General features: G+C 70.0%; 26 protein-coding genes. 14 read left to right on the top strand and 12 right to left on the bottom strand.

From position 1 onward, the window contains the following. Nucleotides 1-47 precede the first annotated feature (47 nt). The 3 genes from VEA98_RS08715 to VEA98_RS08705 all read left to right on the top strand — a co-directional run bounded on the left by VEA98_RS08715 (nt 48) and on the right by VEA98_RS08705 (nt 4,971). On the top strand, nt 48-2,105 hold the full coding sequence (locus tag VEA98_RS08715) for an OPT family oligopeptide transporter (RefSeq protein WP_324813078.1): 2,058 nt from the start codon (nt 48-50) through the stop codon (nt 2,103-2,105). 179 nt (nt 2,106-2,284) lie between these two features. Next, complete coding sequence (typA, locus tag VEA98_RS08710) at nt 2,285-4,114, top strand: translational GTPase TypA (RefSeq protein ID WP_324813076.1); 1,830 nt, start codon at nt 2,285-2,287, stop codon at nt 4,112-4,114. 140 nt (nt 4,115-4,254) lie between these two features. Further along, a complete protein-coding gene (locus VEA98_RS08705; RefSeq protein ID WP_324813074.1) occupies nt 4,255-4,971 on the top strand; it encodes a hypothetical protein in 717 nt (238 codons plus the stop codon). A 69-nt stretch (nt 4,972-5,040) separates the two neighbouring features. Here VEA98_RS08705 and VEA98_RS08700 read toward each other — a convergent pair whose 3' ends face one another. Then, a complete protein-coding gene (locus VEA98_RS08700) occupies nt 5,041-5,295 on the bottom strand; it encodes a GlsB/YeaQ/YmgE family stress response membrane protein (protein ID WP_324813072.1) in 255 nt (84 codons plus the stop codon). A 184-nt stretch (nt 5,296-5,479) separates the two neighbouring features. Between VEA98_RS08700 and VEA98_RS08695 the strand changes: the two genes are divergently transcribed. Both VEA98_RS08695 and hisN read left to right on the top strand, forming a co-directional pair. Beyond that, nucleotides 5,480-5,866 carry a helix-turn-helix transcriptional regulator gene (locus tag VEA98_RS08695; protein WP_324813639.1) on the top strand — a complete coding sequence of 129 codons (387 nt, stop codon included), beginning with the start codon at nt 5,480-5,482 and terminating at the stop codon, nt 5,864-5,866. 64 nt (nt 5,867-5,930) lie between these two features. Continuing rightward, nucleotides 5,931-6,716 (top strand): histidinol-phosphatase, encoded by a 786-nt coding sequence (gene hisN / locus VEA98_RS08690; protein WP_324813069.1) that lies wholly within the window; start codon nt 5,931-5,933, stop codon nt 6,714-6,716. On the opposite strand, the gene VEA98_RS08685 is transcribed toward hisN, so the two are convergent. The 3 genes from VEA98_RS08685 to VEA98_RS08675 form a co-directional block, all read right to left on the bottom strand. After that, on the bottom strand, nt 6,713-7,753 hold the full coding sequence (locus VEA98_RS08685) for an alpha/beta hydrolase (protein WP_324813066.1): 1,041 nt from the start codon (nt 7,751-7,753) through the stop codon (nt 6,713-6,715). The two genes, hisN and VEA98_RS08685, sit on opposite strands and share 4 nt — an antisense overlap. Continuing rightward, complete coding sequence (locus tag VEA98_RS08680) at nt 7,750-8,652, bottom strand: methyltransferase (RefSeq protein WP_324813064.1); 903 nt, start codon at nt 8,650-8,652, stop codon at nt 7,750-7,752. Before VEA98_RS08680 ends, VEA98_RS08685 begins: the two co-directional genes overlap by 4 nt. Nucleotides 8,653-8,756: 104 nt before the next feature. Beyond that, nucleotides 8,757-9,584: a methyltransferase gene (locus tag VEA98_RS08675; RefSeq protein WP_324813062.1), complete on the bottom strand. Its 828-nt coding sequence runs from the start codon at nt 9,582-9,584 to the stop codon at nt 8,757-8,759. Nucleotides 9,585-9,860: 276 nt separating this feature from the next. On the opposite strand from VEA98_RS08675, the gene VEA98_RS08670 reads away from it, so the two are divergent. Continuing rightward, nucleotides 9,861-10,328, top strand: a complete 468-nt coding sequence (locus VEA98_RS08670; RefSeq protein ID WP_324813060.1) for an Hsp20 family protein — start codon at nt 9,861-9,863, stop codon at nt 10,326-10,328. 55 nt (nt 10,329-10,383) lie between these two features. On the opposite strand, the gene VEA98_RS08665 is transcribed toward VEA98_RS08670, so the two are convergent. The 3 genes from VEA98_RS08665 to gpmA form a co-directional block, all read right to left on the bottom strand. Beyond that, nucleotides 10,384-11,655: a pentapeptide repeat-containing protein gene (locus VEA98_RS08665; RefSeq protein WP_324813057.1), complete on the bottom strand. Its 1,272-nt coding sequence runs from the start codon at nt 11,653-11,655 to the stop codon at nt 10,384-10,386. Nucleotides 11,656-11,717: 62 nt separating this feature from the next. After that, entirely contained in the window at nt 11,718-12,356 is a 639-nt protein-coding gene (gene ribD, locus VEA98_RS08660) for a bifunctional diaminohydroxyphosphoribosylaminopyrimidine deaminase/5-amino-6-(5-phosphoribosylamino)uracil reductase RibD (RefSeq protein ID WP_324813054.1), read from the bottom strand. A 3-nt stretch (nt 12,357-12,359) separates the two neighbouring features. After that, nucleotides 12,360-13,079, bottom strand: a complete 720-nt coding sequence (gene gpmA, locus VEA98_RS08655) for a 2,3-diphosphoglycerate-dependent phosphoglycerate mutase (protein ID WP_324813052.1) — start codon at nt 13,077-13,079, stop codon at nt 12,360-12,362. A 161-nt stretch (nt 13,080-13,240) separates the two neighbouring features. Here gpmA and VEA98_RS08650 point away from each other — a divergent pair, with 161 nt between their 5' ends. Further along, entirely contained in the window at nt 13,241-14,740 is a 1,500-nt protein-coding gene (locus tag VEA98_RS08650) for a phosphomannomutase/phosphoglucomutase (protein ID WP_324813050.1), read from the top strand. A 347-nt stretch (nt 14,741-15,087) separates the two neighbouring features. Continuing rightward, nucleotides 15,088-16,428 (top strand): FAD/NAD(P)-binding protein, encoded by a 1,341-nt coding sequence (locus VEA98_RS08645; protein ID WP_324813047.1) that lies wholly within the window; start codon nt 15,088-15,090, stop codon nt 16,426-16,428. On the opposite strand, the gene VEA98_RS08640 is transcribed toward VEA98_RS08645, so the two are convergent. Then, on the bottom strand, nt 16,407-17,465 hold the full coding sequence (locus VEA98_RS08640; protein WP_324813045.1) for a YeiH family protein: 1,059 nt from the start codon (nt 17,463-17,465) through the stop codon (nt 16,407-16,409). The genes VEA98_RS08645 and VEA98_RS08640 overlap by 22 nt on opposite strands. Nucleotides 17,466-17,555: 90 nt before the next feature. On the opposite strand from VEA98_RS08640, the gene VEA98_RS08635 reads away from it, so the two are divergent. Both VEA98_RS08635 and VEA98_RS08630 read left to right on the top strand, forming a co-directional pair. Continuing rightward, on the top strand, nt 17,556-18,296 hold the full coding sequence (locus VEA98_RS08635; protein ID WP_324813042.1) for a ribonuclease T2 family protein: 741 nt from the start codon (nt 17,556-17,558) through the stop codon (nt 18,294-18,296). 94 nt (nt 18,297-18,390) lie between these two features. After that, a complete protein-coding gene (locus VEA98_RS08630; protein WP_324813039.1) occupies nt 18,391-19,368 on the top strand; it encodes a sensor histidine kinase in 978 nt (325 codons plus the stop codon). On the opposite strand, the gene glmM is transcribed toward VEA98_RS08630, so the two are convergent. Then, on the bottom strand, nt 19,352-20,701 hold the full coding sequence (gene glmM, locus VEA98_RS08625) for a phosphoglucosamine mutase (protein ID WP_324813035.1): 1,350 nt from the start codon (nt 20,699-20,701) through the stop codon (nt 19,352-19,354). The genes VEA98_RS08630 and glmM overlap by 17 nt on opposite strands. A gap of 176 nt (nt 20,702-20,877) precedes the next feature. Here glmM and glmS point away from each other — a divergent pair, with 176 nt between their 5' ends. After that, nucleotides 20,878-22,692, top strand: coding sequence for a glutamine--fructose-6-phosphate transaminase (isomerizing) (gene glmS, locus VEA98_RS08620; protein ID WP_324813032.1), 1,815 nt, complete (start codon nt 20,878-20,880; stop codon nt 22,690-22,692). Nucleotides 22,693-22,714: 22 nt separating this feature from the next. On the opposite strand, the gene VEA98_RS08615 is transcribed toward glmS, so the two are convergent. After that, entirely contained in the window at nt 22,715-23,176 is a 462-nt protein-coding gene (locus VEA98_RS08615) for a hypothetical protein (protein WP_324813029.1), read from the bottom strand. Nucleotides 23,177-23,333: 157 nt separating this feature from the next. Between VEA98_RS08615 and galU the strand changes: the two genes are divergently transcribed. After that, entirely contained in the window at nt 23,334-24,212 is an 879-nt protein-coding gene (galU, locus tag VEA98_RS08610; protein WP_324813027.1) for a UTP--glucose-1-phosphate uridylyltransferase GalU, read from the top strand. Between the two features lie 58 nt (nt 24,213-24,270). On the opposite strand, the gene VEA98_RS08605 is transcribed toward galU, so the two are convergent. Then, nucleotides 24,271-24,483: a hypothetical protein gene (locus VEA98_RS08605; RefSeq protein WP_324813025.1), complete on the bottom strand. Its 213-nt coding sequence runs from the start codon at nt 24,481-24,483 to the stop codon at nt 24,271-24,273. Between the two features lie 19 nt (nt 24,484-24,502). Next, nucleotides 24,503-25,264, bottom strand: coding sequence for an alpha/beta hydrolase (locus VEA98_RS08600; RefSeq protein ID WP_324813023.1), 762 nt, complete (start codon nt 25,262-25,264; stop codon nt 24,503-24,505). 67 nt (nt 25,265-25,331) lie between these two features. On the opposite strand from VEA98_RS08600, the gene VEA98_RS08595 reads away from it, so the two are divergent. Together VEA98_RS08595 and infC are read left to right on the top strand one after the other, a co-directional pair. Next, complete coding sequence (locus tag VEA98_RS08595) at nt 25,332-26,297, top strand: glycosyltransferase family 9 protein (protein ID WP_324813020.1); 966 nt, start codon at nt 25,332-25,334, stop codon at nt 26,295-26,297. 116 nt (nt 26,298-26,413) lie between these two features. Beyond that, nucleotides 26,414-26,935 (top strand): translation initiation factor IF-3, encoded by a 522-nt coding sequence (gene infC / locus VEA98_RS08590; RefSeq protein ID WP_324813018.1) that lies wholly within the window; start codon nt 26,414-26,416, stop codon nt 26,933-26,935. The last annotated feature ends 18 nt before the right edge of the window (nt 26,936-26,953 follow it).

Here is a 26,953-nt window from a genome sequence, read left to right as displayed (position 1 = left end):
TGCCGCGTTTCCGGCTTACCTCCGCCCAACAAGGGAGAGGGCCTTCAATGACCGACACACCCGCGAGCGCGCCGATCAGCGGCGGCAAGCGCATCGAGCTGACGCTCCGCGCACTCGTTCTGGGCTGCATTCTGGCGGTGATCTTCACCGCAGCGAACACCTATCTGGGCCTCAAGGTCGGCCTGACCTTCGCCTCGGCCATCCCGGCGGCGGTCATCTCCATGGCCATCCTGCGGATGTTCCGGAACTCGACCATCTGGGAGAACATGACCGTCCAGACCGTGGCTTCGGTCGGCGGAGCGATGAGCTCGATCATCTTCGTCCTGCCGGGCCTGGTGATGGTCGGCTGGTGGACGGTCTTCCCCTTCTGGGAGTCGGTGCTGATCTGCATCTTCGGCGGCGTCCTGGGCGTGACCTTCTCCATTCCGCTGCGCCGCGCCCTCGTGGTCGAGGCCAACCTGCCGTATCCCGAGGGCGTCGCGGCCGCCGAAGTGCTGACCGTCGGCTCGCGCGGCGCTGAACAGACCGAGAGCGCGGTGCGCGAGAACGCCGCCGGCCTGTGGGTGGTGATCACCGGGGCCGTGGTCTCGGCCGGCTATGCCTTGCTGGTCGCGGGGCGGGTGTTCGCCGGCGAGGCGGCGCGGTTCATCAAGCTGCCAGCGTCCCTGGGCGGCGGCGCGACCGGCATCGGCTTCGGCATGCAGTTCGCCCTGCTGGGCGCGGGTCACCTGATCGGCCTCAGCGTCGGTCTCGCGCAGCTGTTCGGCCTGATCCTGGCCTGGTGCATCGCCGTGCCGATCCTGACCTCGCCCGACACGATCGCCTGGCTGACCGCGCATGGCATTCCGTCGATCGCGACGACCCTGCCCGCGGGCGTGGGGGCCGAGGAACTGGCCGGGACGGTGTGGAGCCGGGAAGTCCGCTTCATGGGCGCCGGCGTCATCGGCGTCGCCGCCATCTGGACCCTGATCAAGCTGTCCGGCCCGCTGGTCGGCGGCCTGACCTCGGCCCTGGCCGCCAACCGCCGCCGCCAGAGCGGCGAAGTGCTGGACCGGACCGAGCAGGACATCCCGATCAACCTCGTCGCCGGCCTGTCGGTCGCCTGCCTGATCGGCATCGGCCTGATCCTGGCCTGGTTCGCCCAGGCCAATCCGACCCTGGCCAGCTCCACCGGCCTGCTGGTCGCCGGAGGCCTGATCTATGTGGTCTTCATCGGCTTCGCGGTGGCGGCGATCTGCGGCTACATGGCGGGGCTGATCGGCTCGTCGAACAGCCCGGTTTCGGGCGTCGGCATCCTCGCCATCGTCATCGCCTCGGTGTTGATGCTGGGCGTTCTGGCCCTGGCCGGCCTGCCCGCCGATCCGTCGGTGGTGGCCTTCGCCCTGATCGTTACGGCGGTGGTCTTCGCGGTGGCGGTGATCGCCAACGACAACCTGCAGGACCTCAAGACCGGCCAGCTCGTCGCCGCCACGCCGTGGCGCCAGCAGACGGCCCTGATCGTCGGCGTCGTCGCCGGCGCCCTCGTCATCCCGCTGATCCTCAACCTGCTCAACAGCGCCTTCGGCTTCGAGGGGGGGCCGGCCGGGATCGCCGACGAGCCTCTCGCCGCGCCGCAGGCCACCCTGATCTCGGCTCTGGCCCGCGGCGTGATCGGCGGCGATCTGCGCTGGGACCTGATCGGCCTCGGCGCCGCCATCGGCGTGGTCATCATCGTGCTGGACGCGGTGCTGAGCGGCGCCACCAGGGGCAAGATGAAGCTGCCGCCGCTGGCCGTCGGCATCGGCTTCTACCTGCCCGCCGCCGTGACCACGATGCTGGTCATCGGCGCGATCATCGGCTGGGTCTACGACAAGGTTATCAAGGAGACCCGGTTCGCCGACGTCGGCCGCCGCATGGGCGTGCTGCTGGCGTCGGGCCTGATCGTCGGCGAGAGCCTCTTCCTGGTCATGACCGCGGGCGTGATCGTCGGGACGCGGAACGACGCGCCCTTCGCCATGCTCCCCGAGGGATCGACATGGCCGGCCATGCTGGCGGGGGTGGTGGCCTTCGCCGTGCTCACCCTCGTCCTGTACGGCTGGGTGCGGAGCCGGTCGGCGAAGGTCTGATCCCGCCCTCAGCCCGCCGTTTTCATCGGCCATAACGGGCGTCGTTACGCCAGTGCGTGTTTCCCGCGCACTGGCGTTTCCGCGTTCGCCCCTGTAAGAGGCGCGCGCCTTCCCGCCATCACGCCCCTTTGCAGCGGCCCGGACCTTCCGGGGCCGAACACAGTCCGCCCGAGTCCGAAATGAACCTGCGCAACGTCGCCATCATCGCCCACGTCGACCACGGCAAGACCACCCTGGTGGATCAGCTGCTCGCCCAGTCCGGCGTGTTCCGAGCCAATGAGGCGACCACCGAGCGCGCCATGGACTCCAACGACCAGGAGCGCGAGCGCGGCATCACCATTCTGGCGAAGTGCACCAGCGTGCTGTGGAACGGCAAGGCAGGCGAGACGCGCATCAACATCATCGACACCCCCGGCCACGCCGACTTCGGCGGCGAGGTGGAGCGCATCCTCGGCATGGTGGACGGCTGCGTGCTGCTGGTCGACGCCGAGGAAGGCGTCATGCCGCAGACCAAATTCGTGCTGACCAAGGCGCTGAAGATGGGCCTGCGCCCGATCCTTTGCATCAACAAGGTGGACCGCGCCCACGCCGATCCGGACAAGGTCCACAACGCCGCCTTCGATCTGTTCGCCGCCATCGGCGCGACCGACGAGCAACTGGACTTCCCGCACATCTACGCCTCGGGCCGGGCCGGCTGGGCGACGCTGGACCTGAACCAGCCGAGCGACAATCTGGCCCCGCTGTTCGACCTGATCGTCGACCACGTGCCGGCGCCGAAGCAGGTCGAGAACAAGGACAAGCCGTTCCAGATCCTGAACGTTCTGATCGAGAGCGATCCGTTCCTGGGCCGTCTGCTGACCGGCCGGATCGAGAGCGGCAAGGCCGTTCCCGGCATGGCCATCAAGGCCCTGTCGCGCGACGGCAAGACCATCGAACAGGGCCGCATCACCAAGGTGCTGGCCTTCCGCGGCCTGAAGCGCCAACCGGTGGATGACGCCGAGGCCGGCGACATCGTCGCCATCGCCGGCATGTCCAAGGCCACCGTGGCCGACACCCTGTGCGCCCTCGAAGTCACCGAGGCCCTGCCGGCCCAGCCGATCGATCCGCCGACCATCTCGATGACCGTTTCGGTCAACGACAGCCCGCTGGCCGGCCGCGAGGGCGACAAGGTCCAGTCGCGCGTCATCCGCGACCGCCTGCTCAAGGAAGCCGAGGCCAACGTCGCCATCCGCGTCACCGAGACGGGCGGCAAGGACGCCTTCGAGGTCGCCGGCCGTGGCGAACTGCAGCTGGGCGTCCTGATCGAGAACATGCGCCGCGAAGGCTTCGAGCTGTCGATCAGCCGTCCGCGCGTGGTCTATCAGACCGGCGAGAACGGCGAGCGGCTGGAGCCGATCGAGGACGTCGTCATCGACGTCGACGACGAATACACCGGCGTGGTCATCGAGAAGCTGTCGGCCCGCAAGGCCGAGCTGAAGGACATGGGCCCGTCGGGCGCCGGCAAGACCCGTCTGGTGCTGAAGTCGCCGTCGCGCTCGCTGATCGGCTACCAGGGCGAGTTCCTGACCGACACGCGCGGTTCGGGCGTGCTGAACCGGGTGTTCAGCCACTACGAGCCGCACAAGGGCGCGATCGAGGGCCGCCTGAAAGGGGTTCTGGTCTCGAACGGCGACGGCGAGACCGCCGCCTTCGCCCTGTGGAACCTGGAAGAACGCGGCGTGATGTTCGTCGGCGCCGGCGAGAAGACCTACCAGGGCATGATCATCGGCGAGAACAGCCGCTGGGATGACCTCGACGTCAATCCGATGAAGGCCAAGCAGCTGAACAACATCCGGGCCGCCGGCAAGGATGAGGCCGTGCGCCTGACCCCGCCGCGCCGTCCCTCGCTGGAACAGGCCATCGCCTACATCGAGGAAGACGAGCTGGTCGAGGTGACGCCGAAGTCGATCCGCCTGCGCAAACAGGTGCTGAACCCGTCGTTCCGCAAGAAGCGCGTCCGCGAAGAATAGGACGCGCCCTTCGGCTCATGGAATTTGGCCAATCCGGGCCATCCCGGGGCCATTTCGGGGCTGACGCAACAAACCGTTCCGCCTCCGTGTTGACCTTGCGGTGCGAGCCGTTTCGCTCGCTTAACGCAAGGCTGACCATCATGCGAAAGACCGCGCTCTTGACAGGGGTCGCCGGCCTGTTCCTCGTGACCGCTCCGGCGATCGGCCAGGACACGGCTCCGCAGACCCCGCCCGCGACCACCCCGCCGGCCGCGACTCCGCCGGCCACGACGCCGCCCGCACAGTCGACCCAGGCGCCGACCCTGACGCTGCAGCCCGGCATGACCGTGCGCGGCGGCGACGGCGATCTCGGCGTCCTCGTCGGGGCCCGCCTGAACGGCGGACGCCAGCAGCTGACGGTGCGAGGCGCCGACGGCACCGTCCGCGCGGTGCCGATCGACGGCATCCGTCAGGAAGGCGAGGTGGTGATCGTCGACTTCACTCTCGAACAGTTCGGCTCCGCCGAGGCCGTAACGGCGCCGGCGACCCCCGCCACTCCGGCCCAGCCCGGCGTCGCGCCGGCGACTCCGGCCACGCCCGCGGTTCCGGGCAACCGGACCACCGACGACGCGGAGGACGAAGAGGACGCCGATGACGATAGCGCCCCCGCTCCGGCGACGCCCGCCGTCCCGGCGACTCCGGCCCAACCGGGCGTGAGCCCGGCGACGCCGGCTACGCCAGCTCAACAGGCGGCGCCCCCGGCGACCGAGACGGTTCCCCCGGCGGTCACTCCGCCGACCCTGCCGCCGGAAAATCCGGCCAATCCCGCTCCCGGCGACGGCGACGACAAGCCCGATCCGGCCAAGCCCGACGCCTGACCGGCACGGGACCAAGAAGAAGGGCGGCTCCTCGCGGAGCCGCCCTTTTCCGTCTCGAACGCGGAACCCTCAGGCCCGTCGTTTCACGAGTCCCAGCAGGAACAGCAGGATGATGGCGCCCAGCGTGGCGACGATCAGCCCGATGATCCAGTTGCCCCCGGCGTCCCCACCGAGGGTGTTGAACAGGAAACCGCCGATCAGCGCGCCGACGACGCCGACGACCAGATTGGTCAGGAGGCCGTGATTGCGCCCCATGATCTGCTCAGCCAGCCAGCCGGCGATGATGCCGATGACAATCCACGCTACCCATCCAAAACCGCTCATAGTCCGCTCCTTCCAAGCATGATCGATGGCGGTTTAATGCGCTGGAAGCGCAACGGTTGCCCCGGACGCTTCCGGGCCCGGTGAACCGGGTTCATCCATTCTCCCCCCTCGCGGGAAGGCGGCACGGGCCTTGCCCCCCGAAGGGCGAGCCGTCCCGCATCGGGACAGGTTGGGAACAAGGGGAATTGGGGCCATGGCCACCGACATCGACCTTCACCTCGGACGCCGCCTGCGTCGCCGCCGCCGCCTGCTGGGCCTGACCCAACAGCAGTTGGCCACCCAGGTCGGCATCCGCTTCCAGCAGATCCAGAAATACGAATGCGGCGCCAACCGCATCTCGGCCGCCCGCCTGTGGCAGCTGTCCGAGGCGCTGGAATCGCCGGTCAGCTATTTCTACGACGGTCTCGAAGAGGCCATCGAGCGCCGGGAGGCGGCCAACCAGGGCGGCGAGATGTTTTCCCGCAAGGAAACGCTCGACCTGATCCAGGCCTACTACCAGCTCGGAGAGCGCCCCCGCCGGCGCCTGCTCGACCTCGCCAAGTCGCTGCACACCGAGGGCGAAGCGGCCTGACAGGAGGGGAAGAGGGGCCCGCGCCGCTTGACTCGCCGCCCGCCCCTCGTCACTCGCCCCTGTCATGACCGAGTATGAACTGTTCGCCGTCGAACTGGCCCGCGAGGCCGCCCGCGTGTCGCTCCCGTATTTCCGCGGGGCCTGCGAGGAAGAGGACAAGGGCGGGGCCGCCGGTTTCGATCCGGTCACCCAGGCGGACCGCGAGGCCGAGGCGGCGATCCGGCGGCTGATCGCCGGTCGCTATCCCAGGCACGGCGTCATCGGCGAGGAGTATGGCGAAGATCGGCCGGACGCCGAACACGTCTGGATTCTCGACCCCATCGACGGGACGCGCGCCTTCATCGCCGGCCTGCCGCTGTGGACCAACCTGATCGCCCTGAGAACCGCCGGTCGTCCGGCCGTCGGCGTCATCGGCCAGCCTTATCTGGACGAGATTTTCATCGGCGGGCCCTCGGGCGCGCGGCTGCTGAAGGGTGCTCGCCACACGCCGCTGCGCGTGCGCGCCTGCGCCCATCTCAACGAAGCCCTGATCGCCACCACCGACCCCGATCTGTTCACCGGCGCCGAGCTGGGCGCCTGGACGCAGGTGCGCGCCGCCGCCCGGCTGGCCCGGCTGGGCTGCGACGCCTACGCCTACGCCATGCTCGCGGCGGGACGGATCGATCTCGTGGCCGAGAGCGCGCTGAAGGTCTGGGACTGGTCGGCCCTCGTGCCGGTCATCGAGGCGGCCGGAGGCGAGGTCACCAACTGGCGGGGCGAAGTTCCGGACGGGTCGGGCCAGATTCTCGCCGTGGGCGACGCCCGGCTGCGCGATCAGGCGCTGGTGGCGTTGCGGCGAGCGGCCGCCTAGGCCGCCTCCGTCGGTTCGCGGTCCACGACGGGTCCGGGGATCGGCGACAGGTCCTCGATCGGCGAGACATAGGCGCCCATGGCGTCGAACTCGTCGAGGAAGACGGCGCGCAGTTCGTCGGTCTCCATGACGACCTCGTGCTTCGCGCCGGGAATTTCGACATAGCGCCCGCGGCCGAGGCGGCGCGCGGCCCATTTGTTGGTCTGTTTCCAGACCCGGTCGTCCTCGGCGGCCTGCACGATGGCGACGGGAATGCGAACGGACTTCAGCGCCTTGGGCTTGAGCGCGCGTTCGCCCGCGTCGAGCGCAAAGGCCAGCCAGCCCCAGGTCGGGCCGCCGACCGCCAGGTGCGGGCAGGCGTAGAGCTGCTGACGCCACTGCTCGTAGCGGCTCTCGTCGGTGGTCAGGGCGTCCTTGTCGAAGGTGTGGTCGAACGGGTCGTCCGGATTATCCAGCACATAGTCGCCCGCCTTGCCGTGGCGCAGGTTCCAGCGCACCGCCAGCTTGACCGACCACATCGACCGCTTGCCGGTCTTGATGCGCAGCATCGGGCTGGTCAGCAAGGCGCCCGAAAACCGCTCCTCGCCCCCCTCCAGCGTCATCAGGTTCAGCACCGCCCCCATCGAATGGCCGACCATGATCCACGGCTTGGGCGCGCGGGCCTCATAGGCGTCGAGGAGGCGGGCGTAGTCGTCGAGGAATTCCTCGACCGCCCGCGCATGGCCCTTGAGGCGATCCGGCAGCAACCGGGCCGACAGCCCTTGGCCGCGCCAGTCGTGGGCGAGCACGCACCAGCCGCGGGCCAGGAAATTGCCGATCACCTCGAAATATTTCTCGATCGGCTCGGTGCGGCCGGGGCTGACGATGACGGTTCCGCGCGGCTTCCGCGCCGCCAGGGTTGATGGCGTCCAGAAGGCGGCGCGCAGGCGCAGACCGCCGGCGCCGCGGAACCATTCACCGGTTCCGCCCGGAGGCGCTGAAGCGCCCGGAACCCCCATCAACGGGGCATTGGCGGCGTAGGCGGCGGCTCGGCTCACTCGGGTTTCCTGAATCTCAAGGTCATGCGGTCGCTCTCGCCGATCTCGTCGTATTTCGACCGCTCGAAGGTCGGGTCCGGCGGCGATCCGCGCGGCGCCGTCAGCCCCATGGGAGGCAGGGTCTCGACGCCGAACGGATGATCCTTGGTATCCCTTTCATTCGCGTTGATTTCGGAGGAGGCGACAAAGGCGAAGCCGGCCTCGGCGGCCAGCTGTTTGACGAACGCTTCCTGGACGTATCCGTTCGCCGCGGTGGGATCCTGATCCTTGTCGGGGCCAAGCCGGTGCTGCTCGATGCCGAGCACGCCGCCCGGCCGAAGCGCGGCATAGGCGTCGGCGAAGGCCTTCTCGGCCACCCCGGCCGCCATCCAGGCGTGGATGTTGCGCATGAACAGCACCAGATCGACGGTGGCGGCGGGAGCCACCGGGCCGGAGGTCGGTCCGAACTCTGACAGTTCGATCTCGCCGTACAGCCGCCGGTCGTTGGTGAACCGTTTCTGGAAGGCCGCCGCCAGGGCGGTCTGGGCCGGGTCGGCGCCGGGGCCGGTCTGGAAGCCGGCGGCGACGTAGTGGCCGCCGCCCTCCGCCAGATACGGCGCCAGTATCTCCGTCCACCAGCCGCTGCCGGGCCAGAACTCGACCACCGTCATGCGGGGCTGCAACCCGAAGAAGCGGAGCGTCTCCATCGGATGGCGCCAGGCGTCGCGGGCGCGGTCCTGGGCTCGCCAGGGGCCGCTGACGGCCCATTCCAGAGATCCCTTGGGCGGGCCGTCCGGCTGAGGCGGCGGCTCGGCGGTCTTCTCCCGGGTGCAGCCGGCCAAGGCCAGCAGGCCAAGGGCGCCGGAAAGGACGCTCCGACGCGACGCAAGCGGTCGCCAGACCTCGGTTGATTCAGCCATTCACGTCCCCCGCGACGCCTTCGCGCCGTACGGTTCGTCCCCGTTCGCCAAGGGCTTAACCCTGTTCCCGTGGTCGGTCAAAGGCGTTGCGGCGGGCCTCGGCATCAGGCCGGCTTGCGGAAACGGAGGGTCATCCGGTCGCTCTCGCCGACGGCGTCGAACGCCGCACGTTCGGCCTCTGTGAGCGGCGTCGGACGGTCGGCGGCCACACCGTCGCGCGGGGCGCTGACCCGGGTCGGGGGCAGGGTCCAGACGCCGTAGGGATGGTCGTGGTCGTCCTTCGGATTGGCGTTCAGTTCGCTGCGGGCGTCGAGCTCGAACCCGGCGGCCAGGGCTGCCTGGATGACATAGCTCTCAGGCACATAGCCGCTCGGCGCGGTCTGGTCGGGGTTGAGGCCGTCGACGCTGCGGTGCTGCTCGATCGCCAGCACGCCGCCCGGCTTCAGGGCCTTGAAGAAGGCGGCGAGGTAGGGCTCCGTCCGACCGGCTCGATGCCAGTTATGAAACGCCCGGGCGACCACTACGAGGTCGGCGGTTCCGTCGGCGACGCCCATTCCTTCCAGCGGCCGGTTTACGGCGTGATAGCTCCCTCCGGTGGCGTTGGCGTAGGGCTCGAGGATGTTCCTCCACCATCCGGCGCGGCCGGGCTCGATCTCGACGATCGTCGCCCCGGGCGTCAGGCCCCAGAAGGTCAGGGTTTCGAACGGGTGGCGATAAACGTCGCGGGCCACGTCGGCGGCCGGGCGGGCGGAGGATCCGATAACTGCCTGAAGGGCCGTGTCCTCCTGCGGAACCGGCGGCGCCATGGCGGCGCGGCGGGCGGTGCGCTGGGCGGGTGTTTCGGCCAGAACGGGAAGGTCGGGAAGGGTCTGGGCGGCGGCCATCGCCGGAAGGGCGAGCGCCGTGGTCACGGCGAGGGCGAGCAGGCGCATCGGTCGTCTCCAAAAGGGGAACTCCAACCCTGCTGGGTTCGGACGCGCCGGGCAAGCCATGAAGGCGAGCGGCGACACATTGAAGCGCCGCTGAAGCGCCCGATCCGCCCCTTGACGGTCTTCGCAGGCATCCCACATCTGCGGGCGAGGACGCCGACATCGGGTCCTCCAGACCTGACGGGGCCGCAAGCCGGACCGCCGGGGCTGATCTCCCATCGCCGTCCCGGGCTCAAAACGCAGGGGCGGCTCAACCTTGCTGATCCTCAGGAGGATGACATGCGTACTTATGATTTCACCCCGCTCTACCGTTCGGCCGTCGGCTTCGACCGTCTGGCCGGCCTGCTGGAAAGCGCCGCGCGCACCAGCCAGGAGAACGGCTGGCCGCCCTACAACATCGAGACCACTGGCGAGAACGCCTACCGCATCGAGATCGCCGTCGCCGGCTTCAAGCCCGACGAGCTGAACATCGAGGTGAAGGAGAACCTGCTCACCGTCACCGGCCGCAAGACGGCGAACGACGACGGCAGTGAGCGGACTTTCCTGCACCGCGGCCTCGCCGAGCGCGATTTCGAGCGCCGCTTCCAGCTGGCCGACTACGTCGTCGTGAAGACCGCCGACCTCGTCAACGGCCTGCTCTCGATTGATCTGGTGCGTGAACTGCCGGAAGCCCTGAAGCCCCGCCGAATCGAGATCGGCTCGGGTCAGGCGCTGATCGAAGGCAAGAAGGGCAAGGCCGCCGCGTAACGACGGCCCTGGCCTGTCCCTGAAGGGGCGGCGCTCGCGCCGTCCCTTTTTCGTGTCAGGCGGCGGCGTCGACGTCCATGCCGCGGGCGCCTGTCGTGATCGCCCCGGCCAGCTCGGCCTGGCGCAGGCAGGCGCCGCGCAGGGTCGCGCGGGTCAGATCGGCCCCGGTCAGGTTGGCGCGCTTCAGGTCCGCTCCGGAAAGGTCGGCGCCCTTCAGGCAGGCCCGGGTCAGATCGGCGGGCAGCAGCCGGTCCTCGGCGATCATCAGCGGACCCAGCTGGGCCTGACGCAGGTCGGCGCCGTTGAGCCGCGCCCGCGCCAGCCGCGCCCCGCGCAGATCGGCGCCCTTCAGATTGACGGAGCGCAGGTCGGCGTCCTCAAGATGGGCCCCCTGAAGCTGCACGCCCTCCATGTCGAGGCCGTAGAAGACCGCGCCCTTGGCCGAGAGGGCCGTCAGATTGTAGCCGGTAATGGATCGCAGCGCCCTCAGGTCGACCCCGTCGAACACCGAGGGCTGGCCCTCGCCGCCGCCGGTCTCGCACCAGCGGGCGTGCTCGGCCAGCATTTCGGCGGCAGGCATCTTGTCGACCGGGCTGCCGACCGAGCGATGGTCGGTCAGGGCGCCGGTCATGTCGGCGCCGTCGGTGCGCCACATGGCCATCTTGGCCCCGACCAGCACGGCGTCGCGCAGGTCCGCGCCCGACAGGTCGGCGCCGGACAGGTCGGCGCCGGCCATGTCCGCGCCGCGGAAGCTGGCCTGCTTCAGGTTGGCCCGGACCAGCTTGCAGTCCTTCATGATGGCGTCCGAGAAGTCGGCGGCGACGGCGACCACGCCGGTCAGCTTGGAGCGTTCAAGGTTGGCGCCGACGAGGCAGGCGCCCGAGGCCTGGGTGTCGTTGCGCTGCTTGGCCTCGACGACGCGGAAGCCCAGCTTGGAGTCCGCCGCCGCGATGGTGCCCTCGCGCAGATCGGCCTCGAACAGGTCGGCCCCGGTCAGGTCCGCGCCGCGCAGGCAGGCGCCGCGCAGGTCGGCCCGGCGCATGCTCGCGTCGACGAGGATCACGTCCTGCATGTCCGCGCCGAAGAAGGTGGCGTTGTCGAGCTTGGTCCCGGTCAGATCGGTCCCGATCAGGCAGGCGGCGGCGAAATCCGCATCGGCCAGGTTGCGGCCGGCCAGCGACAGCCCCGACAGGTCCAGCCACGCGAACACCGCGCGGGCGCCGCCGGGCTTGGCCTGCCACAGGCGGTCGTGGCGGGCGCAGATGGCGTCCAGCTCCTGCTGGTCGATGCGCCGTCTGGCGGCGGAGGGGGAGGTGGTTCCCGACATTGCCCCAGAATGGCACGTCCTCGCTTAAGAAAGCGTGAGGAATCAGGGCGGTGTCAGCGGGGTCAGGCGGTCAGCAGCCCTTGGGCCGCGAGCGCGTCGGCGAGTTCGCCGGGGCTGACCCAGACGCGGGTGTAGCCGGCCTCGCCGAGGCGCTTCAGTTCGGTGGCCAGGTCGGCCTTGGGCGAGGCGGCGAAACGGGCGTCGAAGCCGTCGCCGGCGGCGCTGATGCGGACCATCGGCCGGCCGGTCTCGACGCGGTGGAGGTAACCCTCGTAGAGCACGGCCGCGTCCTGGGCGAGCAGGCCGGTCTCCACCTGCAGGCCCGCCTTCCTGAGCCGTTCCACGCCGCGGCCGGAGGCGAACGGCGAGGGGTCGACGGCGGCGACCACGACCCGGCTGACGCCCGCGTCCATCAGGAAGTTCGAGCAGGAGGTGCGGCCCGAGGAGCGCGCGCCGCAGGGCTCCATGGTCACATAGGCGGTGGAGCCCTTCGCCCTGTCGCCGGCGGCGGGGACGGCCTGTTCCTCGGCGTGCGGCCGTCCACCGGGGGCGGTGGCTGCCTCAGACAAGACCTCGCCGTCCTTGACGATGACACAGCCGACCGCGGGATTGGGCCAGGTCTGGCCCATCCGCGCCTTGGCCAGGGCGATGGCCCGGCCCATGAAGCGGATATCGTCGGAGGCCTGCTGCGCATCGGTCATGGTTCAGGCTCCCGGCAGGGGCGGCAGTTCGGTCGCCCGGGCCTCGTCGAGATAACGGGCGGCGGTCGGCTTGAGGTCCGCGTCGAGGGTGATGTCCAGCGGATTGCCGGTGGGAATCTCGACCCCCACGATGCGGTCGTCGGGCACGGCGAACAGGTGTTTGACGATGGCGCGCAGCGAGTTGCCGTGGGCGGCGATCAGCACGTCCTCGCCGGCCCGCAGCCGCGGCGCGATGGCCTCGTTCCAGTAGGGCAGGACGCGGTCCAGGGTGGTCTTGAGGCTCTCGGTGTCGGGGATGGTCTGGCCGGCGTAGCGGGGGTCGGAAGCGAAGTCATATTCGCCGCCGGGCGCCAGCGGCGGGGGCGGCACGTCGTAGCTGCGCCGCCAGATCTTCACCTGGTCCTCGCCGTGTTTCGCCGCGGTCTCGGCCTTGTCCAGACCGGTGAGGCCGCCGTAGTGGCGCTCGTTCAGCCGCCAGTCCTCGACGACCGGGACGTCCTTCAGGCTGGCGGAGTCCAGCGCCAGGGCGCCGGTGCGCTTCGCCCGCTTGAGCACCGAGGTGAACATCACGTCCGGAGTGAAGCCCGCGTCCGCGATCAGCTCGCCGCCGCGCCGCGCCTGGGCCTCGCCCTCGGCGGTCAGATCGACGTCGACCCAGCCGGTGAAGCGGTTCTCGAGGTTCCACTGGCTCTGGCCATGGCGCAGCAGGATCAGGCGGGGCATTCAGGTCTCCAAAGGCGTCGTGCGGGGGGTAGGCCGGGGCTTCCGACCGGTCAAGCTTGGCGGCTCTGACGGCAACGCCGCACCCATACCGCTGTTCCCGCGTTGTTGTGACCCTCCGGCCGCCTGTCTATACCGGGCGCCGCTCAGCCAGGGACCCGATCATGATCAAGCCTCGCCAGGACCTTCGCCCGAACACGGCCGACTACGAGACCGTGCCGCTGGTGAAGCCGACGGGCTTCCGCGAATACGACGCCCGCTGGATCCTCGAGAAGGAGATCAACCTCCTTGGAATTCAGGCGCTGGGCCTCGGCCTGGCGACCTATGTGCACGAGATCGGGCAGCGCCCGCGGATCGTGGTGGGGCACGACTACCGCTCTTATTCGCTGAGCGTGAAACAGGCTCTGACGCTGGGCCTGCTGGAGGGCGGGATGGAGGTGGTCGACGTCGGCCTGGCCCTGTCGCCGATGGCCTATTTCGCCCAGTTCGAGCTGGACTGCCCGTGCGTGGCCATGGTCACCGCCAGCCACAACGAGAACGGCTGGACAGGGGTCAAGATGGGGGCCCAGCCGCCGCTGACCTTCGGCCCCGACGAGATCGGCCGGCTGAAGGACATCGTGCTGAAGGGCGAGGGCGTGGCGCGCGGCGGCGGCCTGCTGACCCGGGTCGAGGACTTCCGCGAACGCTACATCGCCGACATTGTGGCCAAGACGAAGCTGACGCGGCCGATCAAGGTGGTGGCGGCCTGCGGCAACGGCACGGCGGGCGCGTTCGCGCCGGAAGCCCTGCGCCGGATGGGGGCCGAGGTGATCGAGATGGACACCGAGCTCGACTACGCCTTCCCGAAATACAATCCGAACCCCGAGGACCACGCCATGCTGATGCAGATGGCGGCGAAGATCCGCGAGACCGGGGCCGATCTGGCGCTTGGCTTCGACGGCGACGGCGACCGCTGCGGGGTGGTCGACGACGCGGGCGAGGAGATCTTCGCCGACAAGATCGGCCTGATGCTGGGCCGCGACCTGTCGGCCCTGCATCCGAACGCGACCTTCGTCGTCGATGTGAAGTCGACGGGCCTGTACAAGACCGATGAGGTGCTGAAGGCCAACGGGGCGGAGACGGTCTACTGGAAGACCGGACACAGCTACATCAAGCGCAAGACGGCGGAGCTGGGCGCCTTGGCCGGGTTCGAGAAGTCGGGCCACTTCTTCTTCAACGCCCCGCTGGGCCACGGCTATGACGACGGCATCGTCGCGGCGGGGGCGGTGCTGGCCATGCTGGACCGCAATCCCGGCAAGAAACTGAGCCAGCTGAAGGCGGCCCTGCCGGACGCCTGGACCAGCCTGACCATGTCGCCGCATTGCGACGACGAGCTGAAGTACGAGGTGCTGTCGCGCATCGTCGCCGAATACGAGGCCCTGGCGGCGGCGGGCGGCTCGATCCTGGGGCGGAAGATCGTCGAGGCGATCACCGTCAACGGGGTGCGGGTGCATCTGGAGGACGGCAGCTGGGTGCTGGTGCGGGCCTCATCCAACAAGCCGGAGCTGGTGGTGGTGGTCGAGAGCATGCGCTCGGAAGACGACATGCGCGCCCTGTTCCGCGACGAGGTGAAGCCGCGGCTGGCGAAGTACGGCGAGATTGGCGCCTACAATCAGGAAATCTGACAGGGTCGGCGAAAAATCGCGAAACCCGGTCATCCCGACACTTCGGTGCGGGGAACTTGCCGGGACGCCGGCTCGGGCCGAGGCTGAAATGGAGCCGTTTCCTCGGCGGAGGCGGGAGCGATAAGGTTGTCAAAGACCGTCCCTTTCGGGATGCGGAGATTCAAGCATGCCGCCACGTCAAAGGCGGACGCAGGCGAATGGCGGCTGCGGGGCGCCACGTCCGGGATGACAGGGTTTGGCGCGAATTGGCCGGGATGGCAGGGTATCGGAGGGTCGGGGTTCCGGCGCCCGAAGGGAACGGTTAGGATTGGCGGCCCCGCCCGTCGGGTGAAGATGACGGAGCGGACTTGGGCGAACGAATCTGGAAGGTGGCGATCGTCGGCGGCGGTTTCTCCGGCGCCATGCTGGCCGCAAGGCTGGCCGAGCGGGATGTGGCGTCCGTCCTGATCGATCGCAGCGGCGCGTTCGGGCCGGGACTGGCCTATTCGACACCGACCGACGAACACATACTGAACGTGCGCGCCAACAGGATGAGCGCCGTCGAGGGGCGACCGGACGATTTCGTGCGCTGGCTTGAGGCGCATCACCCGGACCGCGCTGACCCCGAAGGCTTTGCGCCGCGGCGGTTGTACGGCCGCTACCTGATGGAACGGCTGGCGCAGGTGGAAGCCGCCTATCCGGGCCGGATCGAGCGGGTGACGGGCGAGGCCGCGGTCATCGAGGACACCATGGTCCGGCTGTCGGACGGCCGCATCGCCGAGGCGGACGCGGTGGTGCTCGCAACCGGCAATCCCGCGCCGCGCACGACGGGCGCCGACCACGCCGGCCGCGTCCTCAGCGATCCGTGGGCGGCCGGCGCGCTGGACCGGATCGGAGACGACGACGACGTGATCATCGTCGGCAGCGGCCTGACCATGGTCGACATGGTGCTGGGCCTTGAGGCGCGCGGCTGGCGCGGCAGGGCCGTGGCGGTGAGCCGGCGGGGTCTGAGGCCACGCGCACACGGCGACGCCCACGACGCGCCGGTCAAACCGACGCCGGAGCTGACGGGAGGGAGGCTGTCCGCGCGGCTGGCCGAGGCTCGCCGGCTGGCGACGACGCGCGGCTGGCGCAGCGTCATGGAGGGGTTGCGGCCGATCACCGCCGATCTGTGGTGCGAGGCTGACGACGCCGTAAGGGCCCGCTTCCTGCGTCACCTGAGACCCTGGTGGGACGTCCATCGCCATCGCATCTCTCCCCGCGTCGCTTCAAGGCTCGATGCGCTGGAGGGAGACGGGCGGCTGGAGATCGTCGCGGGGCGCGTCGGACCGGTCGATACGTCAGCCGTCGGGCTGGCCCTGAACTGGACGCCGCGGGGCGGTCGCCGGGCGCCCCCGCTTGCGAGCGCCTGGCTGATCGACTGCAGCGGCCCCGGGCATGATCCGGCGGCGGATCCTCTGTTCGGGCCCCTCATCAGGTCCGGCCGGGCGAGGCTGGACGCCGCGGGGTTGGGGCTGGATCTGGATGCCGAGGGGCGCGTCATCGGCGCCGGGGGCGGGACCGACGAGCGCCTGTCGGTTCTGGGGCCGCCGGCGCGCGCCGCGTTCTGGGAGACGGTGGCCGTACCGGACATCCGCAAGCGTATCGAGGCGCTGGTGGAGAGGCTGGCGATCCAGCCGCCCGGCGTTCAGACCATGGCCAGCAGGTAGATCAGGCCGAGCGCGAGGCCGACAATGGCCAGCAGCGACAGGACGACCACGGCGGCGATGCGCATGCCGGAGCGGGCCACCGCCCTGGCGTCGGTGCTGAGGCCCAGGGCGGCCATGGCGATCACGGTCAGGGCGGCGGTCAGTCCGTGCAGCACCGGCAGGGCCGCGGCGGGGATCAGCTCCAGCGAGCGCGCGCCCATCATCAACAGAAAGCCGACGATGAACCACGGCAGCAGGTGGCCCAGCGGCACGCGGCGGGACGGCGCGTCCGTTTTCGTCGGGTCGGAGTCCGAGCGGCGGCGGAGGGCCACGGCGACGGCCAGGCCAAGACAGACCGGGCCGAGCATCAACACGCGGACCAGCTTGATCAGGGCGCCGGCCTGGGCGGCGACTGGACCGACCGGCAGGGTGGCGGCGAGCACCTGCGGCACGGCGTAAACGGTCAGGCCCGCCAGCACGCCGTACTGGACGCCGCTCATCTCGAGCGCGGCGCCGAGCAGGGGCAGGGTCAGGACGACAACGATGCCGAGCACGGCGGTGAAGGCGATGGCGGCCGACACGTCCTCGGGGTCGGCCTCGATCACCGGGGCCACGGCGGCGATGGCCGAGTTGCCGCAGATGGCGTTGCCGCAGGCGATCAGCACCGCCATCCGGCGCGGCAGGCGCAGCATGCGTCCGAGGCCGTAGCTGACGCCGATGGCGGCGACTACGATCACCGCCGTGCCCGCCAGCAGACCGGGCCCGATGGCGATGACCGTCGCGGCGCTGACCGAGGCGCCGAGCAGGACCACGGCGATCTCCAGCAGGGTGCGGGCGCTGAAGTCGACGCCCGGACGCAGGGCGGCCGGCGGCGTCCACAGCGATCGGACCACGGCGCCGATCAGGATGGCGAGCACGATGGCGTCGATCCAGGCCCGGCCGAACAGCCGCAGCTCCAGCACCTGCACGGCGAGCGCCGCCGCGGTCACCGCCCCGCAGGCGGCGAGGCCTGGGATCAGGCGGAGAATCAGGGCGGTCGCGCCGCGGGCGGGAATCATCGCGGCAGACTGCGCCAGGCGCGGACGGCTTTCCATCCCGCCCCGTCCCGGGCTCGACAAGCCGTCGGGGCGCGTGGGAGGAACCGAACAATGAGCCGATCCCTCCTGCTCCTCCCGCTCCTGCTTCTGGCCGCCTGCGACGGCCACGCCGACCGCGCCCCGGTCGTCGCGGCCGCGACGGAGACCTGCGTCCTGCCGGAGCGTCTGCCGCCGGCGGAGATGGAGCGGGTCGCGCCGGAAGAGGTGGTGGCGGACCGCACTATCCTGTTCCACATGCTGGCGGTGACCTGGATGCCCGAGACCTGCCGGTCGGGCGGGGACGGGCAGGGGGACCTGGCCTGCGACAGCGCGAACCGCTTCGGCTGGACCCTGCACGGCCTGTGGCCGAACGCCGACGGCAAGCCCTATCCGCGCTACTGCCGTCCGGCCACGCGGGTCGGCGAGGCGACGATCCGGGCCAATCTGTGCCGCACGCCCTCGGTCGATCTGGTCCAGCACGAGTGGGCCGCACACGGCACCTGCGGCTGGGATGCGCCGGAGGCCTATTTCGCCCGTTCGGCGGCCCTCTACGACGCGCTCAACAAGCCCGATCCGACCGCGCCGGGCCTGATGTCGGGCGGGCAAGGTCTGACCGCAGGCGAATTGCGCGGCGCCTTCGCGGCCGCCAATCCGGGGCTGCCGCGCGAGGCGATCCACGTCGCCACGGGGCCCGACGACCGGCTGCGCGAGGTGCGCATCTGCCATGATCTGGCGTTCAGGCCGGCCCCCTGTCCCGCGGGCGGTCTCGGGGCCCCGGACGAGGTGCGGCTGACGGTCGAGCCGATCGACTGATGCAGCCTGGCTGAACGGCACGGAAACCGCTGTTCCGCGTTCCCCTTTCATGCCCGCCGTTCCCGCCGCTTTTGCAGCCAAAATCATCGAAAACATGAAGGGTTACGCCATCGTCGCCCTGAGGGAAGATGGGACGGTGACGGAATGGCTGGCCGATGCGGAACGCATCACCGGACTCAGCCGCGAGGAGGCGGTCGGCACGAACATCGGCCGGTTGTTCACCGAGGCGGACCTGGCCGCGGGGGCGCATCTGGAGGAGATCCGCAAGGCGCTGGACGAGGGACGCTGCGAAGATTCCCGCTGGCACCTGTGCAAGAACGGCAACCGCTTCTGGGCCAATGGGCTGACGCTGCCCCTGCCGTACGGCGACGCCGTGGTCATGAAGGTGTTCCGGGACGAGACCCCGCTGAAGCGGGCCGACGACCAGCGCGTCCTGCTGCTGAACGAACTGAATCACCGCGTGAAGAACTCGCTGGCCACGGTGCAGTCGGTAGTCGACCAGACTCTGCGCTCGGCGGGCGTCGACGCGCGGGTGCGGACGGATCTGACGGCGCGGATCATGGCCCTGTCGAGCGCCCACAATGTGCTGGTCGACCAGAACTGGGCCGGCGCCGATCTGGAGGCGATCATCCGCGACGTCACGCGGGCGTTCGAGGGACCCCACTCGCGCTTCGACCTCGACGGGGCGCCGGTGCAACTTCATCCGTCGCAGGCGGTGACGCTGTCGCTGGTGCTGCACGAACTGGTGACCAACGCGGCCAAATACGGCGCGCTGTCGGTCGCGGAGGGCCGGGTCGAGGTGCGCTGGAACCTGTCGCTGGACGCCGAGGGGATGCGGTTCCTGACCCTGCTGTGGCGCGAGCAGGGCGGTCCTCCCGTCACCCCGCCGACGCGGTTCGGTTTCGGCTCGCGCCTGCTGGCCAGCGCCCTGAACCACCAGCACGGCGGCGCCCGGGTTCGCTACGACCCCGAGGGCGTCAGCGCGGTGCTGTCATGCCGGCTGGTGGACAGGGGGCCGGCCGTGGCCATGGCCCCGGCTGGCGCAGCGGCCGCGGCTAGCCCGCCGATCTGACGGCGGCGGCGACGTCGGCGACCACGGCCTTGACCAGTTTCGCGTCGTCGCCTTCGGCCATGACGCGGATCAGCTTCTCGGTGCCCGAGGGGCGGACCAGAAGGCGGCCCTGGCCGGCGAGGCGGGCCTCGGCCTCGGCGATGGCGGCCTTGACCGAGGCCGCCTCCAGCGGCTTGCCGGCGGAGAAGCGGACGTTCTCCAGCTTCTGCGGCACCGGTTCGAACTGGCGCGCCAGCTCGCTCATCGGCCGGCCGCTCTCGGCGAGGATGGCGAGCACCTGCAGGGCGGACATCAGGCCATCGCCGGTGGTGGCGTGGTCGTGCAGAATGATGTGCCCGGACTGTTCGCCGCCCAGGTTGAAGCCGCCCTCGCGCATCCGCTCCATGACGTAGCGGTCCCCGACCCTGGTGCGCTCCAGGGTCAGGCCCTCGGCCTGCAGCCGGCGCTCGAGGCCGAGGTTGGACATGACAGTGGCGACCAGGCCGCCGCCCTTGAGCAGTCCGCGGCGGGCCCAGTCCAGCGCCACCATGGCCATGATCTGGTCGCCGTCGACGACGCGGCCGTTCTCGTCGCAGATGATGACCCGATCCGCGTCGCCGTCGAGGGCGATGCCGATGTCGGCGCGGTAGGTGCGCACGGCCTCGGCGATGGTCTGCGGATGGGTCGAGCCGCAGTCGGCGTTGATGTTCAGCCCGTTCGGCTCGACGCCGACGGCGCAGACCTCGGCCCCCAGTTCGTAGAGGGTGGTCGGGGCCACCTTGTAGCCGGCCCCGTTGGCGCAATCGACGGCGATGCGCAGGCCCTGCAGGGAGAGGCCCTTGGGGAAGCTGGCCTTGGCGATCTCGACGTAGCGGGCCTGGGAGTCGTCGATGCGCTTGACCCGGCCGAGCTGGTCGGCGGCGGCGAGACCCGAGCCGAGCGCCTCGTCCATCATCGACTCGATCTTCAGCTCGACCTCGTCGGAAAGCTTGTAGCCGTCCGGACCGAACAGCTTGATGCCGTTGTCGAGATAGGCGTTGTGAGAGGCCGAGATCATCACCCCGATGTCGGCGCGCATCGAGCGGGTCATCATGGCCACGCCCGGCGTGGGCAGGGGGCCGAAGGTGCGCACGTCCATGCCCGCGGCCGAGAAGCCGGCCACCAGGGCCGGTTCGATCATGTAGCCAGACAGGCGGGTGTCCTTGCCGATGACGACGAGGTGGCGGCGGTCGTCCGACGACATGAACATCCGTCCCGCCGCCAGGCCGACGCGCAGGGCGACCTCGGGCGTCATCGGGTGGGTGTTGGCGCGGCCGCGGATGCCGTCGGTGCCGAAATAGCGTCTCTCGCCCAAGTCCAGTCTTCCTTGTGTCCACGCTGAGAGGTTGCGCAGAAATGTTGCGAAACCGGTTTTCAGGTGCAATTCCCGCGCCATGTCGCCTAAACCGGCGGCCACAGCAGGGGTCGGCTTAGACCGTCCCGGGGTCGCGCGCAAAGCGGGGCCGACAACTTCTCCGGGGGGCATTGTTCATGTGCGGCATCATCGGCGTGACCGGTACGGGCCCGGCGGTTCCCCGTCTGATCGACAGCCTGAAGCGTCTGGAATACCGCGGCTATGACTCCGCCGGGGTGGCGGCTCTGGTCGACGGGCGGATCGAGCGGCGCCGCGCCAAGGGCAAGATTCGCGAACTGGAGGCGGTGCTGGCGGCCGAACCGCTGAACGCCACGGTCGGCATCGGCCACACCCGCTGGGCCACCCACGGCGCCCCGACCACGACCAACGCCCATCCGCACAAGGCGGGACGGGTGACGCTGGTCCACAACGGCATCATCGAGAATTTCGCCGAGCTGAAGGCCGAGCTTAGCGCCGAGGGCCATGTCTTCGAGAGCCAGACGGACACCGAGGTGGTGGCCCACCTGCTGGACCGCGAACTGGGCAAGGCCAACGACCCGCTCGTGGCCTTCAAGAGCGTGCTGGACCGGCTGACCGGGGCCTATGCCCTGGCGGTGCTGGTCGAGGGCGAGGAGGGGCTGATCATGGGAGCCCGGCGCGGCAGCCCGCTGGTGGTCGGTTGGGGCGAAGGCGAGATGTACCTCGGCTCCGACGCTCTGGCGGTCGGCCCTTTCACCCAGCAGATCTCGTATCTGGAGGAGGGCGACTACGTCGGGATCAACCGCGCCGGTGCGCGGATGTTCGACGTCGACGGACAGGCCGTCGACCGGCCGGTGGTGCAGGTCTCGGCCTCCTCGGCCTTGGTCGAGAAGGGCGAGTACCGGCACTTCATGGAGAAGGAAATCCACGAGCAGCCGGACAGCGTGCAGCACACCCTGTCGGAATACCTCGACTTCGTGAACGGGCGGGCCAAGCCGGGCGGGACCGATTTCACCGCCATAGACCGCATTCAGATCGTCGCCTGCGGCACCGCCTTCTACGCCGGCCAGATCGGCCGCTATGCGTTCGAGAAGCTGGCCGGTCTGCCGTGCGACGTCGAGATCGCCTCCGAGTTCCGCTATCGCCAGCCGGCGCTGACGCCGGGGACGCTGGCGGTGGCGGTCAGCCAGTCGGGCGAGACGGCCGACACCCTGGCCAGCCTGTCATGGTGCAAGGCCAACGGACTCAAGACGGCGGCGCTGGTCAATGTCCATTCGTCGTCGATGGCGCGCGAGGCCGGGGTGCTGTGGCCGACCCACGCCGGACCGGAGATCGGCGTCGCTTCGACCAAGGCCTTCACCGCCCAGGTCGCCGCCCTGCTGGCGCTGGCGGTGTCGGCGGGGGTGCAGCGCGGCCGGATCGATGCGGTGCGCGAGGCCGAGCTGGTCAAGGCCCTGTTCGAGGCCCCGCGCCTGATCGCCGAGGCCATGCTGATGGAGGACGCGCTGAAGGCGGTGGCGCACGACGTCGCCAAGGCCACGGATGTGCTGTTCCTCGGCCGCGGGGCGATGTTCCCTCTGGCCATGGAAGGCGCGTTGAAGCTGAAGGAGATCAGCTACATCCACGCCGAGGGCTACGCCGCCGGCGAGCTGAAGCACGGGCCGATCGCCCTCGTCGACGAACTGACGCCGATCGTGGCCCTCGCCCCGCTGGACGAGGTCTTCGAAAAGACCGCCTCCAACCTGCAGGAGGTCGCGGCTCGCGGCGGGCCGGTGATCATGATCGCGCCGAAGACCGCCCCCGACCCGCACGGCGCCGGCATCCGCCGCGTCGATGCGCCGGAGTGCCACTCGCTGATCGCGCCGCTGGTCTACGCCGTGCCGGTGCAGCTGCTGGCCTACTATGTGGCGGTGCAGAAGGGCACGGACGTCGACCAGCCGCGCAACCTGGCCAAGTCCGTCACCGTCGAGTGACGAACCTGGCCTGGAGGCCGGGTCAATGCGGGTCGCGCGGGTCGCGCGGGCCCTGGGTGGCGTAGCCGCCCGAGACCGGCACGGCCGTGCCGGGAGGCACCGGTCCGGGGCGCGGCTGGGCGCTGTCATTGACCGGGCCCGTGGTCGCCGACGACGTCGGCTGGGCGCCGCCGGTCGAGCCGCCGCCCGACGCGCCGCCAGCCGAAGCCCCGCCGCTCATCGAGCCGCCGCCAGAGCCGGAGCCGCCCGCCGTGGCGCGCGAGCCGCCCGAACTTCCGCCCGCAGCGGCCGCCGAGCCGCCTCCGCCTTCGGCGCCGGTCATCGCACCGTCGGCCGACATGGCGCCGCCGGCGGCGTCGGTCGTGGCGCTGGTCTCGGCCCCCATGTCGGCGGCGGAGTCGGCGGCGTCCTCGGTGCGGTTGCAGGCGGCGAGCGCCAGCAGGGCCGAACCGGCCACGGCGGTGATCAGGATGGAGCGTTTCATGCCTGGGTATCCCTTGTTCAACCTTCCGTGAGAGCGCGTCTTCGCGACTTCGGTTCCGCCGACCGGCGTTCGCGTGGCCGGGCCTGGCCGAGGGGGTTTGGCCCGCCGTGCGACGCCCGCTATGAACCATCGGCGACCGTCGTCGTTTGAGAGCGCCATGACCCTTACCGCCCGCCGCCTCCGCAAGGCCGTCCTTCCCGTCGCCGGCCTCGGCACCCGTGTGCTGCCCGGCACCAAGACCACGCCGAAGGAGCTCCTTAACGTCGTCGACCGGCCGATCCTGAGCTATATCGTCGAGGAGGCGCGCGAGGCCGGCATCGAGCATATCGTCTTCGTCACCGGCCGTTCGAAGGGCGCGATCGAGGACTATTTCGACCACCAGATCGAGCTCGAGGCCCAGCTGCTGGCCAAGGGCAAGACCGACATCCTCGACATGATGAACGCCGAACTGGCCAGCGCCGGCGAGATGAGCTTCACCCGCCAGATGCAGCCGCTGGGGCTCGGCCACGCGGTCTGGTGCGCGCGCGACATCATCGGCGACGAGCCCTTCGCCGTGCTGCTGCCGGATGTGATCGTCGACGCCGCGCCCGGGGCGCTGAAGCAGCTGGCGGATGTTTACGCCGAGGTGGGCGGCAACGTCATCGGCGTCGAGGCGGTACCCGAGAGCGAGACCCACAAATACGGCATCGTCGATCCGGAAAACCGGGACGGGCGGCATATCCGCATGAAGGGGATGGTCGAAAAGCCGCCGCGGGGCGAGGCGCCCTCGAACCTGTCCATCTCGGGTCGTTACATCCTGCAGCCGGAAATATTCGGCATTCTCGAGAACCAGCCCCGCGGAGCCGGCGGTGAAATCCAGCTGACCGACGGCATGGCGCGGCTGATGAAGGACCAGACCTTCACGGCGGTCGAGTACGAGGGGGTCACCCATGACTGCGGCGACAAGATCGGCCTGCTGCGAGCCAATGTGGCGCTGGCGCTGAAGCGGCCGGACCTGGGCGAACAGGCCCGCGCGGCCATAGCCGCGCTCCTCTAGACAGGGCCGGAGCGCAGGCGCGGCGGGGGCGCCGCGATCACGGCCCTGTTCTGAGCCGTCAGTGGCTCGGCTGGGCGGTGATCTTGCAGACGTTGTCGAGCTGCGGACGGCCGCTCTGCTGGCCGGTCGGCGAGAGGATGCCGCCGCGGGCCTCGCAGTCCGCCGCGAGCCGCTGAAGCTCGCTGCCGTACTGGTCCGCGCCGGCGCCGGAAGCGCAGGCCGAAAGGGTCAGGGCAAGGGCCGCGGGAGCGGCCAGAAGGACGATACGCATGGCGATCTCCGGGTTGATCTCAGGACAATGTAGAGCTTGAACCGCGGTTCCGTTCAACGGCCTCGATCAGCCGATCGAGATCGGCGGGCCCCGACAGGCGGTGGTCGCCGCCATCGATCAGGTCCAGCCGCACATCGGCCCCCTGCAGCCGCTCGAGCAAGGTCGACTGGCGCCGCCACGGCACCACGTCGTCATCGCGCCCCTGCAGGATGTGGACGGGGGCGGTAACCGGCAGCGGCCCGCGCAGGACCAGCCAGTCACGCGCCTCCTCAAACATTTCGCGGGTCAGGACGTAGGCTCCCAGCCCCGCCTCGACCACGACCGTCTCGCCGTCGCGCAGGATGGCCTGGCGCTCATGGTCGGCGAGGCCCGGCCACATCAGATCCTCGGTGAAGTCCGGCGCGGGATTGACCAGCACCAGGCCGGACAGTCGTTCCGGCCTCGCCAGCGCCAGCAGCAGGGCGACCCAGCCGCCCATCGATGAGCCGACCGGCACGACCGGCCCCTCAAGGCTGTCGACGACGGCGATGGCGTCCTCGCGCCAGCGCCCGATGGTCGCCTGGCGCCAGTCTCCCGACGAGCGGCCGTGGGCGAAATGATCGTAGCGGACGTAGTTCCAGCCGCGCTCGCGGGCCGCCGCGTCCAGCGCCAGCGCCTTGGTCCCGTCCATGTCCGAGCGGAAGCCGCCGATCCAGACCACGGTCGGCCCTGAGCCCCGCACGCGCTTCAGGGCGAGGGTTTCACCGTCGGGCCGGGTCAGCTGTTCCAGGTCGTCCATCATCGTCCTCTCGCGCAATTCCTCGCGGACTGATAGCGAACCCCCGAAAACGAAGCGAAGGCCAATCCGCGTGTCCGAACCCAGGGTCCTGTTCGTCACCTCGAACCGCATCGGCGACTGCGTCATCTCCTCCGGCGTGATCCGCGAGATCGGCCGCCAGGTGCCGGGCGCGAGGATCACGGTCGCCTGCGGCCGTCCGCCGGCGCCCTTCTTCCGCGCGGCGCCGGGGGTGGAGCGGACCATCATTCTCGACAAGAAGAAGCTGGCCGGACACTGGGTCGAGCTGTGGAAGCAGGTGGTCGGGACGCGCTGGGACCTGGTCGTGGACATCCGCGGCTCGGCGCTGAGCTACCTGATCCCGGCGAAACGGCGCGTCATCTACAACCGGTCGTGGGAGACCGGAGTGCGCAAGGTCGAGATGGTGTCGCGGCTGATGGTCGCCGATCACCCGCTGGACCCGGAAATCTTCTTCGACCAGCGGGCGCGGGACGAGGCGGCGGCGGTGATCGAGCCGCAACTGGCCGGCGGCGCCGGGCCGGGTCCGATCCTCGCCCTGGCCCCGATCGCGCATCAGCCGGGCAAGAGCTGGCCCGCCGACCGCTGGGGCGCCCTGGTCGAGAGGCTGAAGGCGGAGCCGCGCTTCGACGGCTGGCGCTTCATGGCGGTGGGCGGCCCTGGCGACCGGCCGCCGGCGACGCCGGCGCTACGGGCGGCGGGTGCGCGCGGTCTCGACTTCGTCGGCAAGGGTGACATCCTCGCCTCAGCCGCGGCGATCGACCGGGCGGCGCTGTTCGTCGGCAACGATTCCGGTCTGATGCACGTGTCCGCCGCGGCCGGCCGCCCCACGCTGGGCCTGTTCGGCCCGACGGAGTGGTGGCTGTACGGTCCCTGGGGCCCGAAGACCCGCACCGTCGCCTCCAACGAGACCCGCGGCGAGTTCGCCCCGATCGAGGCCCTCACCGTCGACCACGTCTTCGAGGCCGTGCTGGGTCTGCACGACGCCTTCATCGGCGCTCCCACGCCGGTCGAACCTTGAAGAGACTGGCATTCGCGGTCATATAGGCCGCTTGAGGGGAAGACCGCGATCCGTCGCGCGCTTCGCCTCGTCAGACCTTCGTCCACAATAAGGAAACGACGCCCATTCGCCGTCCTATGAACCAGCCGCCCGTCAAGGACGGGCCGCCCATGAACCAAGACATCCGCGCGCCGCGCGTTCTGCTGATTGATCAGAACGGCGAAAAGCAGGGCGTCATGCCCACCTCCGCCGCGCTGGAAGCCGCCGAAGAGGCCGGCATGGACCTGGTTCAGATCGTCTCCACCTCCGAACCGCCGGTGGCGAAGATCCTCGACTACGGCAAGTTCCGTTTCCAGGAGCAGAAGAAGAAGGCCGAGGCCCGCAAGCGCCAGAAGGTCGTCGAGCTCAAGGAAATCAAGCTGCGCCCGAACATCGACGTCCACGACTATGAGGTGAAGGCCAAGGCCATGCACCGCTTCTTCGACGAGGGCGACAAGGTCAAGGTGACGCTGCGCTTCCGCGGCCGCGAGATGGCCCACCCCGAACTGGGCATGAAGCTGCTCAACAAGGTCCAGGCCGACTTCGACGAGATCGCCAAGGTCGAATACGCGCCCCGGATGGAAGGCCGCCAGATGATCATGATCCTGGCTCCGAAATAGCCGGGTCGACCGATCCCG

This window comes from Brevundimonas sp. (assembly GCF_035627055.1).
GTDB lineage: Bacteria > Pseudomonadota > Alphaproteobacteria > Caulobacterales > Caulobacteraceae > Brevundimonas.
Note: the sequence above shows the minus strand (reverse complement) of the source record. Positions and strands in the feature narration are given on the sequence as shown.